Raw genomic sequence first — 12,159 nt, forward strand, 5'->3', positions numbered from 1 at the left:
GATTTTGACGAATACAACCTCGGCGGGATGCCTCGCTTATTTTGCCGCTTGCAAGATTGCCCGTCCGATCTAAAAAGAAAGGCTATTGGGGAGCATGGCATTCAGTGACGCAAACGGTCGAAACTTTCATCACGCGCTGGCAGGGACAGGAAGGCGGGCAGGAGCGGGCAAACTACGCATTGTTTCTGACAGAACTCTGCGATCTCCTCGGACTACCCCATGCCGATCCGGCCTCGGCAATGAGCGAAGGCAACGATTATGTCTTCGAGCGCGCCGTGCGGGAAAACGGCCGCGATGGCAGCGTCTCCAACAAACGCATCGACCTCTACAAACGCAATTGTTTCATCCTCGAAGCCAAGCAGAGCCGGTTGTCCGGTGACAAGAAGCTGATCGATCCGGCGGATGCGCCGACGCTGCCTGGAATTGCCGCTGCCCAGCGCGGTCGCCGCGGTGCCGGGCGCGCCTGGGACGTGCTGATGATGAACGCGCGCCAGCAGGCCGAAAATTATGTGCGCCTGCTGCCGGCGTCGCATGAGCCGCCGCCCTTCGTGCTGGTCTGCGATGTCGGCCATTGCATTGAGGTCTACGCCAATTTCCGCCGCGACGGCAAAGCCTACGACCAGTTTCCCGACCGCCGCTCCTTCCGTGTCTATCTCGAAGACCTGCGGGACCCCGCCGTCCGGGACCGCCTCGTCGCCATCTGGCGCGAGCCCCTGGCGCTCGATCCCTCCCGCCACGCCGCCCGGGTGACGCGCGAGATTGCCGGGCGCATCGCCAAGGTCTCCAAGGCGCTGGAAGAGGCGGGACATGCGACGGAAGAGGTCGCGATGTTCCTGATGCGGGTGCTTTTCACCATGTTTGCCGAGGATGTGGAGCTGCTGCCGAAGGAGAGTTTCAAGAACCTTCTGAAGGATTGCGCTCAGAAGCCGGAGATTTTTCCCGGCATGATGGAAGATCTCTGGAAAGCGATGGACGAGGGCGGCTTTACCGCGACGATCCGCGAGAAGGTCAAGAAATTCAACGGTGAGTTCTTCAAGAAGCGCCGAGCGCTGAAACTGGCGAAGGAAGAGATCGGCGAACTCGCCGCTGCGGCGAGCTACGACTGGAAGGATGTCGAGCCGGCGATCTTCGGCACCTTCCTTGAACAAGCGCTTGATCCGGATGACCGCCGGCGGCTGGGCGCGCATTACACGCCGCGCGCCTATGTCGAGCGGCTGGTGATCGCCACCATCATCGATCCGCTGCGGGCCGAATGGGGGCAGGTCCTCTCCACTGCCGAGCGCCAGAAAGCCGAGGCCCGCGGCGATGCGGCCGTGAAGACCGTGCAGGCATTCCACGATAGGCTTTGCGAGACCCGCGTGCTCGATCCCGCCTGCGGCACCGGCAATTTTCTGTATGTCTCGCTGGAACTGATGAAGCGGCTGGAGGGCGAAGTGCTGGAGGCGCTGGCCGATCTCGGCGGCCAGGAGGCGCTGACCGGGCTTGAAAGCCACACGGTCGATCCGCACCAGTTTCTGGGCATGGAGCTGAACCCGCGCGCGGCGGCGATTGCCGAACTGGTTCTATGGATCGGCCATCTGCAATGGCATTTCCGCACCAAGGGGGCGGCTCCCTCCGAACCCATCCTGCGCGCCTTCCACAATATCCAGTGCATGGATGCGGTGTTGAAATGGGATGGCTATCCGTTGCCGCAGGTTGTGGATGGCAAGGAGGTCTATCCCAATCCGCGCCGTCCGGACTGGCCGAAGGCGGATTACATCGTCGGCAATCCGCCCTTTATCCCGAATCGTAAATTCAGAGCGCTTTTGGGGGATGCTTACACGGAGGCGCTTTCTGTCGCCTATCTCGAGTTTAACCAAGCTGCAGACTTCGTTTTATTCTTTTGGATCAACTCCCTAAACAAGCGTCGGTCTTTTCCAGAGAGGGTCGGATTTGTCTCCACAAGCCGCTTGAGACTAACGCAAAATCGTACGGTATTCGACACTGCGCTTGGGAAAGCTTGGCGAATAGTGTTTGCAATTCCCGATCATGATTGGCCTTCGGATGCGGATGCTGCGGTTCGCGTATGTTTCGTTACTGTTTCGCGAGATCAAGCTCCTGCTCGTTTGGTTTTGGCTCCCGATCACGATAAGGTCGCTGGTAAAGGGGATGCCGCCGCAACCTATGAGGAGAGGACGGTAGAGGTAATTAATTCAGCGCTTTCTGCTGGACAGGATTTTGGCTCGATTTCGCCTTTGTTGGCTAACGTCGGAATGTGTCATGCTGGCGTGAAGCCCTATTCGCGAGGGCTTCATATCGACCAGAAGACAAGAGATTTTCTTTTCCGATCGGATGAACCTAGTGTGGCTGATGTTATCGCACCTAAAATTTTTAACGGGCATGATATTGGCCAGAAATGGCGAGGTTATTATGTTCTGGATTTTTTTGGTAAGGGGGAGGAAGAATTAAAGAGGCACTATCCAAGATTGTATCATTATATTCTTGAAAATGTAAAACCGCAGAGAGATAAGGAGCGCAATCCACGGCTAAGGAAAGAGTACTGGCTGTTCGAGGCGAACCGAGTAGAAATGCGTAATGGCATATCTGGTCTCGTTTTTTATTTGGCAACTTTGGAAAAGTCACCACAGAGAGCGTTTGTTACTATAGATTCTGCCATTTTACCCGACCAGAAGCTTCGTGTCGTAGTGAGTGACGATTTAAATATATTAGGTGTTTTAACTTCACGATTCCACGAGGCGTTCTCAATCGCGGTTGGCGGTCGCGCTGGGGTTGCAAATACCCCGGTTTATAATACCCAGTGTTTTACAAAGTTCCCATTCCCGGATGCCACGGATGCGCAAAAACAAACCATCGCCGCCATTGCCGAGGAACTCGACGCCCATCGCAAGCGTGTCCTCGCCGAGCACCAGCACCTGACGCTCACCGGCCTCTACAATGTGCTGGACAAGCTGAAGGCAGGCACCCGCCCGGACGATCTCGAAACCAAGGAGCGCCTCATCTTCGACGATGGCCTCGTGCTGATCATGAAGGAATTGCACAAACGTTTGGATGTCGCGGTGGCGGATGCCTATGGCTGGCCGGTCGATCTGCCGGAGGAAGAGGTTCTGGCCAATCTCGTCGCGCTCAACAGGGAGCGGGCGAAGGAGGAAAAACGCGGGCAGGTGCGCTGGCTGCGGCCGGACTATCAGGTTCCCCGCTTCGGCTCGGAAAAGGAAAAGGCAAAACAGCTGGAGGCCGATTTTGGCATCGCCACGCCACCGGCCGAAAAGGCTGGCCCCAAGCCCACATTCCCGCCGGATGACATTGCCCAGACGGGGCTTGTGATGAACGCGCTGATCTCCACCAGTGGCGCACTCGATGCCGGCACCATCGCCGCCTCGTTCAAGCAGGGCCGCAAGGTCATGCCTGCCATTTCCAGCGTGCTGGTCTCGCTCGCTCGCATGGGCCTGATCTCCACCACAGATGGCGGCAAGACCTTCGCCTATCGCCGGGCGGCGTAAGCTGTTCTTGCCGAAAAAATCCCCTCCCCAACCCTCCCCACAAGGGGGAGGGAGCGGCCTCGTTTGCCGGGTGCCCCGGTCTTCCTGTTGGCTTTTGAGGGGGCAGTTCTTCGCAAGCATCCCAAATCAGTTCGTCAAACAAGGTCAGCCCGTCAAATCGGCACATCAAGCCGGCTTCTCAGTCTCGCTGTTCAAATCAGCTTTTCACGCTGCCGCGGGCACGGTTTAACCCTCCCTCTTGTGGGCAGGGTCGTAGCGCAGCGAAGGGGAGGGGTTGGGTAATATTTTTCGGTTTTGGAGGGAGGGCACAAACCGTCCTCCGCCGCCAACCGCCGACTTAATGATGGAAAATAGAAGAATCTGAAACTGACAAAGGCACCGCCCCGCCAAAGGCCTGCGCTACAGGCAGCCTCAAGGCCAAGCAGCTCAGTCATCCCCCGTAGTCAACTGCAAGGCCTTCACTTCTTCTTCGCGGCAGCTTTCTTGACCGGCTTTACCTCGGTGGGTTCCTGGGCAAGCCGCAGGGCTTTCAGCGCGGCTGTTTTCTTGTTTCGCGCCGCCAGTTCGGCATTGATGATGTGAAGGGCAGCAGCAGACGTTTCGTCCTGGCTTCGCCGCACGGTTGGTTTTACTGCCGTCTTGGCTTCATTTTTGCTGGTCAATCGGTGCACTCACTTTGCAGGTCTGAACGCGGTATCCCGCAGGGCGGATGACGGGAGATTACTCTCCCGTTGCGCTAGAAGACAGCGAGATATTTCAGAAGCGAAATAATACCGATGATCAGGACGATGATCTGGACGATCTGCTTGGCGCGGCCATCGATCGGCAGGCGCGCCACCAGATAGAGAACAAGTACGATGACGAGAAATGTAATCAGAATACTGATCAACACGGATGATGCCATTTATCCCACTCCTAAAAACAACGCCGCATGGCGCTTCTATGGTTGAAGTAGGGCGGTCTCGTCTCAAGGGAAGCTGTATTTGACAGAATATGTTGGTGGTGGGTGGTTTTAGCGCCTCTGCGGGAACTGCCGATTGCCCGCAGGCAGCGCCGTGTGGGGTGCTGGCCGTTCCTGCGGGGGTGGGTGGGGTAACCCGTTAAAAGCGGGTGATGACGCTGATGCCAAGGTCCTGCGCCGTGTCCATCGTCATCAACGCCGGCACCGCTTCCTCCAGGCTGATATGGCGGCCGATCAGCTTTTGCGGGTTGAGCTTGCCGGTCTCGAGCATCGCCATCATCTCCTGATAACGCCAGGCCTGCATGCCGTGGCTCCCATAAATCTCGAGTTCATGGCCGATCACCTGGCCCATCGGGATCTGTGGACTGGCATGCTCGCCGAGCATCAGTCCGACCTGCACGTGGCGGCCGCGGCGGCGCAGGTTCTTGATCGAGTTGAAGCAGGTGACGGGCGAGCCGAGCGCGTCGATCGACACATGCGCGCCACCCTTGGTGATCTCGCGCACGGCCTCTGCCACATCGCCGGTGATGCTGCCATCGATGGTGGCGACGGCGCCGATTTCGCGGGCAAACGAGAGTTTGGTTTCGGAAATGTCGATGGCGATGACATTGGCGCCGAGCGCCGTCGCAATCATGATCGCCGACAGGCCGACGCCGCCGCAGCCATGCACCGCTACCCATTCGCCGCCGCGCACCCGGCCCTGATCGACGATGGCGCGAAACGAGGTCGCAAACCGGCAGCCAAGGCTGGCGGCCGTGGCATAATCGAGATTTTCCGGCAGATGCACGAGGTTCTGGTCGGCAAAATCGATCGCCACATATTCGGCAAACGAGCCCCAATGGGTGAAGCCGGGCTGGAACTGGTTGGCGCAAACCTGCTGGTTGCCGGAATGGCACTCGCCGCAGCGTCCGCAGCCGGACACGAAGGGAACGGTCACGCGGTCGCCGATCTTGTAGCACATCACGCCCTTGCCGGTGGCGGCCACCGTACCCGCCAGTTCATGACCCGGCACATGCGGCAGCGCGATATCGGGATCATGGCCCATCCAGCCGTGCCAGTCGCTGCGGCAAAGTCCGGTCGCCTCGATCTTGATCACCACGCCGTCATCACTCGGGGTTGGATCCGGCAGGACGCGAATGTCGGGTGTCTTGCCGAAGGCGTCGTAATACATGGCTTTCATCGGGCGGGTCCTTTATGTGTCGGTCCAGACTATGCGAGCGCGGGATGCCGATCCAGATTGGACGGCATGACTTTTTTTGATGTACCTATTTACCCCGTTTCTCGATTTTCCGGCTATGCCGGGTCAAACAAAGACAAACAGGAGACCATCATGGCCGTCGATACATCCCCGCGCAGCACCACCTGGACCTATGTTGATGGCGAGTGGCTTTCCGGCAACCCGCCGCTGATCGGCCCGACATCGCATGCCATGTGGCTGGGCTCGACGGTGTTTGACGGCGCCCGCTGGTTCGACAACATCGCGCCAGACCTCGACCTGCATTGCCAGCGTGTCAACCGCTCGGCTCTGGCGCTGGGCTTGAAGCCGGTGGTGACGGCAGAGGATATCGAGGCGCTTGCCTGGGAAGGCGTGAAGAGATTCGATGGCCAGACGGCGATCTACATCAAGCCGATGTACTGGGGCGAACACGGCATGCCCGGCAGCGTCGTTGCCGTCGATCCCGATTCGACCCGGTTTGCACTCTGCCTGTTCGAAGCGCCGATGGGCGAAGGCCCCGGCGGCCAGTCGCTGACCATCTCTCCCTTCCGCCGCCCGACGATCGAATGCATGCCGACTGACGCCAAGGCCGGCTGCCTCTATCCCAACAACGGCCGCATCCTGATCGAAGCCCGCAAGCGCGGTTTCTCCAATGCCCTGGTGCGCGACATGCTCGGCAATATCGCCGAAACAGGCTCGTCCAATGTCTTCATGGTCAAGGATGGCGTCGTCTTCACGCCAGCGTCCAACAAGACCTTCTTGGCCGGTATCACGCGCTTCCGCGTCATCAGCCTGCTGCGCGACGCTGGCTTCGATGTGGTTGAGACGACGCTGACGCTATCCGACTTCGAAACCGCCGACGAGATCTTCACCTCCGGCAACTATTCCAAGGTCGTCCCCGTCACCAAACTCGAAGACCGCGACCTTCAGCCCGGCCCGGTCGCCGCCAAGGCCAAGGATCTGTACATGGACTGGGCCCATTCATCGGCGTCGGATTTGTAAGGAAACAGCAGGTCAGCCATCCGCTCGCGAGGCGGATGGCTGTTTTACTCAGCAGCAAACACTTGTCCTTGCGTAGCGCATTATGTCATGAGGACGCCTTTCTCCGGAGACTGGCCTATGAGCAAGAGCATGAACAGGATGGCCGGACGGCCATGGAAGGGACTGGCGTTGATCGCGTCTCTTTTGGCCGGCGCGCCGGCACATGCCACGCCTGTGCTGGTCGTCGATGCCGACAGTCAGCAGGTGCTGTATCAGGAGGATGCCGGGGTGCCGTGGTATCCGGCTTCCACCACCAAGCTGATGACGGCATTCGTTGCGTTTGAAGCGCTCCGGTCCGGCGAAGTGACTCTGACGACACCGGTCACCATGACGCGCAACGCGACGAAACAGGCCTTTCTCGAATCCGGCCTCACCTTCGGGCGGACGATGACGCTGGAAGACTCGCTGTTTGCCACGATCACCGCATCGGCCAATGACGTCGCCGTCGCTCTGGCGGAAACGGTCGCTCCCGATGAAGCCTCGTTCGTGCGGCGCATGAATGAAGCGGCCGTCCGTCTTGGGCTGACCGGCACTCATTTTTCCAACGCAAACGGCCTGTCTGACCGGAACAACTATACCACCGCACGCGATCTCGCGATCCTTGGCATGGAAGTGGACCGCCTGTTCCCGGAATATCGCCGCTTCTTCCTGGCGTCGGCCGTCACGATTGACGGCAAGGAGATCAAGTCCAACAATCTGCTTTTGACCCGCTTCAGTGGCACGATCGGCATGAAGACCGGTTTCCTGTGTGCCTCCGGACGCAATATCGTCGGGCTGGCCACACGCAATGGAAAACGCGTGATGGTGGTCATTCTGGGTGCGACGACGGAACGGGAACGCAACGAGCGATCTGCGCAATATCTGACGCAAGCCTTCGATGGCCGATTGTCTTCTGACAAAGGCAGTGTGCAGAACCTGCAAAACCGCACCGATGTGGCGCCGCAGGATATGCGCGTTCGGCTGTGCACCGACCAGAGTGTCGCCTACGAGGCCAGCCGCAACGCCCTGTATCCGATGGGTCTGCCGGGGAACGAAACCTACCTGCGGGACCAGATCCCTGGGCAGGTCCACGCGATCAGCACGCGGGCAAACGAAAACCCGGCGGATGTCCCCGTACCCATCCGCCGCCCTTCATAACCACGGCAACGAAACGGCTTAAATAGCTGAGGCCGATGACCGTAATTGGCGCCCGGCAACCGCAGGCTTTTCCCCGAGCAGTCTCCATTCCGCGCGTCGAACATGCGAATGACGGGTTGAGATGACACGTGGCAATGGCTATGTGGTGCACATCCCAAGCGAACCTCCGCGAACAACAAGGCGTATCCCGGCATGACCCCAGACTTCCTCGTTACCCATTCGGGTGGCTTCCATGCTGACGAACTGTTGTCCAGCGTCATCCTCACCCGGCTTTTCCCGCAGGCGCGCATCGTGCGCAGCCGGGCGCCGGAATGGATTACGCCCGGTACAGACCGGATCATCTATGATGTCGGCGGCGCCTATGATGCCGATACCCGCATCTTCGATCACCATCAGCGCGGCGCGCCGCTGCGCGAGGACAGCCAGCCCTATAGCTCGTTCGGATTGATCTGGAAGCACTATGGCCGCGATTATCTTGTGGCGTCCGGTGTTCCCGAAACGCATGTCGAGGCTGTTCATGCGTCGTTCGATGCGAGCTTTGTGCTCCCCATCGATCTGGTCGACAATGGCGCGCTCAGCCCATCGGTTGCCGGGCTTTTGGGCGGGCTGACCCTGCCTGCTCTGCTGGAAACCCTGAAACCTGTTTTCGACGAAACCGATCCGGAAGCCGACGACCGGGCGTTCCACAACGCCTTGGCCATTGCCCGCGCCTTCGTCGAGGCACGGATTGCCAAGAGTGCTGCAAAATTGCGGGCCGAGGCGCTGGTGCACAAAGCCATCGTCGATGCCGGTGAGGGGCGCATTCTGGAACTTCCGATGGGCATGCCGTTCCGTCCTGCTGTCGTCAAGGCTGGTGCCGATCATCTGTTGTTTGTTGTCCATCCGCGCGACAAGGACTGGTGCCTGACCACGATCCGCCGCGCTGACGAAGGCTTTGAGGTTCGCGCCGATCTGCCCGCCGCTTGGGCTGGCCTGACCAATGGCGATCTGGAAGCAGCCTGCGGCGTGACTGGCGCAAGCTTCTGCCACAACGGCCGCTTCGTCGCTGCAGCCAAGACTCGCGAGGCAGCCCTTGCCATGGCGGAACTGGCGGTCAAGGAAGCTGTCGCCACAGGGTTGGGACAGGCAGAAGCAGCGGAGTAAGGCACTCGGGCAACGTCAGGGCGTCGGCTACTTCGCCTTCGCCACTGGCGTTGCGCCATCCGTCACCAGCGCAAATCCCGTCATTTCCTCGGGCGTCAGATAATAGAGCCGGTCCGGCGGCGTCTCCAGTGCGTGCAGCCAGAGGCCGGATTTGATGCCCATCTCTTCGAGATGGCGGCTGACATCGGCCGTGGTCTTTTGCGCCTCGGACATCGCCTGTTCGGGCGAGAGCTTTTCCTTGGAGCCGTTGAAAATCTGGTGGACGCCGATGACGGCGCCTTTTTCGGCCTCGCGGGTGACGCCGCCTGCCATGACGATCGGGCAGGACGAGGCGCAGAGCGCGCCGCCTGCGACCCGTGTGCCAAGCTTCTTCTCGCGGATCAGTTTTGACATCGCCAGCGCATCGCCAACGGACCCACCCGGCGAGTTGAGCAGTACGGTCTTCACATATTCGCCGCGCGCCTCGATTTCTGCGGCAAAACGCCCTGCCGCTCCCGGCTCGATCGAACCTTCGGCCGACAGAATACCGCCGGGCTTCAACTCGAAGCGGATCGCCTGTTTCAATGTATTGGGATCGGCGGTGATCTCGGAAGGGGCGTTTGCCGGTTCACCTTCGGTCAGCGCCGGCGGCAGGATCGGCACCGCCTGTGGCTGCATCGGGTCAAAGCCCGGAACGTCGCTTCTGGCAGCGCCCAGCTCATTCCAGTCGATGACCACGAAGACGACTGCTGCGGCCAGCAATGCCTGAAAGGCATGGCGCATCAGCGTGCCGTCATCGGCCGAGAGCAGATAGGCTTTCAGCTTCTGTCCTGTTCCCTGCAGACGTGCGCTGCTCATCATTTTCGCGGACCTTTGCCGGACAGGTCGAAGCTGGCAATGTTCGACTGATCCTTGGCCTCAACCGCTGCCAGCGCCGTTTCGACATCAATGCCGCTGGCCACCAGTGCCTTCTGGACCTCAAGCGCCTCCAGCAGTTCGGCCGCGGTGATCCGTTCGGCAAAGGGCAGGCGCTGCTCTTGCCGCCGCAACGCGGAATGCACGATTGACAGCATGAAGATCAGCACGGCCGGCAAAAGGTCGATCGAGATCGCCCCGGCCCAGCTTGGAATGAAATCCGAGGCATAACGCAGCACGGCCTCGGCCGACGAGAGGGGAACGAACCGGCGTTCGGCGACGGGTTTGCGGGCAAGGATCTCGTCTGCAGCTTGCGACAAGACTTTGCTCTGCGCCCCGACGGACGAGCGGATGGTCTCCATCACCTGATCCTGCCGGGTTGCAAGGTCCGCCGCCTGTCCGTCTGCCACAGGCGCGATGAAGCCGAGCGACAGATCGTCGGCGGCGCGTTTCACCGAAGGCGCGATCGACGTCTGCTCCAGCGAGGTGATGACGCCGGAGAGCTGAACCACTTCGGCAGCAAACTGGTCGGCGCGCGGATCGATGGCGCCGGGGGCCGAGACCAGCGAGCGCATCGTCTCCAGATGCTTGCGGCCGTCGTCGAACAGGGTGGTGACGCGGTCACGCGAGGCGGTGATGTTGTTCTGCAGTTCGGTCAGTTGCGCTGCCATCTGCGACAGCAGTTGCACGACGCTGCCAGCGCCGGTCGTGCCGGTCAGGGCGCCGGTTTCGCGCTCCTGGTCGGCCAGCCGCTGGAACCGTTCCTGCGTGCGCTGGATATCCGGCAGCAGGCTTTGCGCGGCAAGGGCATTCTGATGTGCCTGGTCGAGATCGGCGGTGTAGCCTTCCATGGTTTCCGCCAGATGCTGCTCGAGCGCTGCCGAGCCGGCTAGCGCCGCGGCGTTCAGCCAGCTCGACATGGCGATGATCATGGCGCAGCCGAGCGCCATGACGCCGAGCATGGCGCCCCGTCCGGCGGCACCCGTGACATGCGGATAGAACCGCGCCATATAGGTCCAGAAGGCGTAGATCGCGACGGAAACGGCGCTGGAATAAATCAGCGCCGCAAAGAACACCGAGGTCGCCGAACCGTCGAGGATCGAGCGCACGCCGAGATAGGTGTAGACGCCCGATGCCAGCGCCAGAACGGCAAGGGCGAACCGGGTCATGGTCTCGACGGCTTCAATCCCGTCCTGCAAGCGATGCGATGCGCCAAGTGCCATGGTGTTCCTCCGGCTGGGGTGGCTTAACAAACCCTTAAAATACCGGCGAAATCAAGGCTATCCGTGTCGTGACGGTCCTGTCTCAGGCGGGCAGGGCACCGGGGCCGGAGCGGCGGTGCATCATCCAGGCCTGAAGACAGATGCCGAGAAGGAAAATCACGGCCCAGATGGCGGTCACCGTCTGGACGGGTGGCGAATCCGGGCCGTTGCCGATCGGGCTTGATGGCGGCAGGCGCGACAGTGTTTCGTTGATGCCGGGGATCATCAAGAGGAAGAAGGTGAACGACATCGCCAGCGCCTGCAGGTACCGGTTGAGGCGGCCGAACCAGCCGAGCTGGCCGATGACGATGGAAAAGATAACCGCCAGCATGGCGATGATGCCGATTGCATGGCCGGCATTGAAGCCGCCGGTGCTCGACAGGCCGAAGGAGGTAATCGCCGACAGAAACAGCGTGATGATGTAGATGCGGCCCGAATTGGATTTCGGAACGATGGCGGCATATTTTGAAAAGGAATAGAGCCCCGCGACAATGGGCACGACGCTGATGATGGTGTGGACGATGCCGAGCGTGGACAACGGATTGGCCATGGAAAATCCCCCTGAATCATAAGTATCAATGAATGACAATGATCAATGCGCAGAAAAATCAAACGGTTCGCCGTCAGTTAAGGCCGGACGGACATGCGCCGGGCGGCTGCGGACTTATGGGATTTTGATATGTTCATGCAACGAGTGCAATCGAAATCCTATGGCGGTTCGCCCTAAAAGGGAAAGCGCCGGGCAGTCACGCTTTTTTATGGGTTTGCCCGGTCTGCGAGACCAACCGAAAAGGATGTCAGTCAATGCTGTATGGTCGTGGTGCGGTTCTTTCATACCAGTATCAAAGGCGCAGCGATGTCGCCGCCCAGCTTCCCATAACTCCGGCAACGACGGGGCGGGAAGACGCTGCCATGCTGCTGCGGCTGTGTGTCGTGGCGCTTCTGGCCGTCAGTGCGGCCGCCGCCGTCATCACCTTTGCCCAGTAGATGTTTGAACAACAGACG

Annotated in this window: 11 protein-coding genes; 5 read left to right on the top strand and 6 right to left on the bottom strand. The window is 60.1% G+C overall.

Annotation, left to right across the window (positions count from 1 at the left end):
• Positions 1–104 precede the first annotated feature (104 nt).
• Positions 105–3,500, top strand: a complete 3,396-nt coding sequence (locus R6X40_RS09710) for a class I SAM-dependent DNA methyltransferase (RefSeq protein WP_318412996.1) — start codon at positions 105–107, stop codon at positions 3,498–3,500.
• 458 nt (positions 3,501–3,958) lie between these two features.
• Here R6X40_RS09710 and R6X40_RS09715 read toward each other — a convergent pair whose 3' ends face one another.
• The 3 genes from R6X40_RS09715 to R6X40_RS09725 all read right to left on the bottom strand — a co-directional run bounded on the left by R6X40_RS09715 (position 3,959) and on the right by R6X40_RS09725 (position 5,641).
• Positions 3,959–4,162 (bottom strand): hypothetical protein, encoded by a 204-nt coding sequence (locus R6X40_RS09715; protein ID WP_318412997.1) that lies wholly within the window; start codon positions 4,160–4,162, stop codon positions 3,959–3,961.
• Positions 4,163–4,236: 74 nt separating this feature from the next.
• Complete coding sequence (locus tag R6X40_RS09720) at positions 4,237–4,404, bottom strand: Thivi_2564 family membrane protein (RefSeq protein ID WP_112834547.1); 168 nt, start codon at positions 4,402–4,404, stop codon at positions 4,237–4,239.
• Positions 4,405–4,600: 196 nt separating this feature from the next.
• Positions 4,601–5,641, bottom strand: a complete 1,041-nt coding sequence (locus tag R6X40_RS09725) for a zinc-dependent alcohol dehydrogenase family protein (protein ID WP_318412999.1) — start codon at positions 5,639–5,641, stop codon at positions 4,601–4,603.
• Positions 5,642–5,791: 150 nt separating this feature from the next.
• Here R6X40_RS09725 and R6X40_RS09730 point away from each other — a divergent pair, with 150 nt between their 5' ends.
• From R6X40_RS09730 to R6X40_RS09740, 3 genes are all read left to right on the top strand, one after another.
• On the top strand, positions 5,792–6,679 hold the full coding sequence (locus R6X40_RS09730; protein WP_318413001.1) for a branched-chain amino acid aminotransferase: 888 nt from the start codon (positions 5,792–5,794) through the stop codon (positions 6,677–6,679).
• A 117-nt stretch (positions 6,680–6,796) separates the two neighbouring features.
• Complete coding sequence (locus R6X40_RS09735) at positions 6,797–7,855, top strand: D-alanyl-D-alanine carboxypeptidase family protein (RefSeq protein ID WP_318413002.1); 1,059 nt, start codon at positions 6,797–6,799, stop codon at positions 7,853–7,855.
• 192 nt (positions 7,856–8,047) lie between these two features.
• Positions 8,048–8,998: an MYG1 family protein gene (locus R6X40_RS09740; RefSeq protein WP_318413004.1), complete on the top strand. Its 951-nt coding sequence runs from the start codon at positions 8,048–8,050 to the stop codon at positions 8,996–8,998.
• 27 nt (positions 8,999–9,025) lie between these two features.
• Here the strand turns inward: R6X40_RS09740 and R6X40_RS09745 are convergent, their stop codons facing one another.
• The 3 genes from R6X40_RS09745 to R6X40_RS09755 form a co-directional block, all read right to left on the bottom strand.
• Positions 9,026–9,835, bottom strand: coding sequence for a hypothetical protein (locus R6X40_RS09745; protein WP_412178363.1), 810 nt, complete (start codon positions 9,833–9,835; stop codon positions 9,026–9,028).
• The gene (locus tag R6X40_RS09750; protein ID WP_318413008.1) at positions 9,835–11,115 is read right to left on the bottom strand and encodes a hypothetical protein; all 1,281 of its coding nucleotides are present in this window, start codon (positions 11,113–11,115) and stop codon (positions 9,835–9,837) included. Before R6X40_RS09750 ends, R6X40_RS09745 begins: the two co-directional genes overlap by 1 nt.
• A gap of 82 nt (positions 11,116–11,197) precedes the next feature.
• Positions 11,198–11,704 (bottom strand): hypothetical protein, encoded by a 507-nt coding sequence (locus R6X40_RS09755; RefSeq protein WP_318413010.1) that lies wholly within the window; start codon positions 11,702–11,704, stop codon positions 11,198–11,200.
• Between the two features lie 254 nt (positions 11,705–11,958).
• Here R6X40_RS09755 and R6X40_RS09760 point away from each other — a divergent pair, with 254 nt between their 5' ends.
• On the top strand, positions 11,959–12,141 hold the full coding sequence (locus tag R6X40_RS09760; RefSeq protein WP_318413012.1) for a hypothetical protein: 183 nt from the start codon (positions 11,959–11,961) through the stop codon (positions 12,139–12,141).
• The last annotated feature ends 18 nt before the right edge of the window (positions 12,142–12,159 follow it).

Source organism: Rhizobium sp. PL01 (genome assembly GCF_033447125.1).
Classification (GTDB): Bacteria; Pseudomonadota; Alphaproteobacteria; order Rhizobiales; family Rhizobiaceae; genus Pararhizobium.

Coding starts and splice junctions, on each gene's coding strand:
- R6X40_RS09720 (WP_112834547.1), bottom strand. CDS start 4,404: ATGGCATCATCCGTGTTGATCAGTATTCTGATTACATTTCTCGTCATC.
- R6X40_RS09725 (WP_318412999.1), bottom strand. CDS start 5,641: ATGAAAGCCATGTATTACGACGCCTTCGGCAAGACACCCGACATTCGC.
- R6X40_RS09730 (WP_318413001.1), top strand. CDS start 5,792: ATGGCCGTCGATACATCCCCGCGCAGCACCACCTGGACCTATGTTGAT.
- R6X40_RS09735 (WP_318413002.1), top strand. CDS start 6,797: ATGAGCAAGAGCATGAACAGGATGGCCGGACGGCCATGGAAGGGACTG.
- R6X40_RS09740 (WP_318413004.1), top strand. CDS start 8,048: ATGACCCCAGACTTCCTCGTTACCCATTCGGGTGGCTTCCATGCTGAC.
- R6X40_RS09745 (WP_412178363.1), bottom strand. CDS start 9,835: ATGAGCAGCGCACGTCTGCAGGGAACAGGACAGAAGCTGAAAGCCTAT.
- R6X40_RS09750 (WP_318413008.1), bottom strand. CDS start 11,115: ATGGCACTTGGCGCATCGCATCGCTTGCAGGACGGGATTGAAGCCGTC.
- R6X40_RS09755 (WP_318413010.1), bottom strand. CDS start 11,704: ATGGCCAATCCGTTGTCCACGCTCGGCATCGTCCACACCATCATCAGC.
- R6X40_RS09760 (WP_318413012.1), top strand. CDS start 11,959: ATGCTGTATGGTCGTGGTGCGGTTCTTTCATACCAGTATCAAAGGCGC.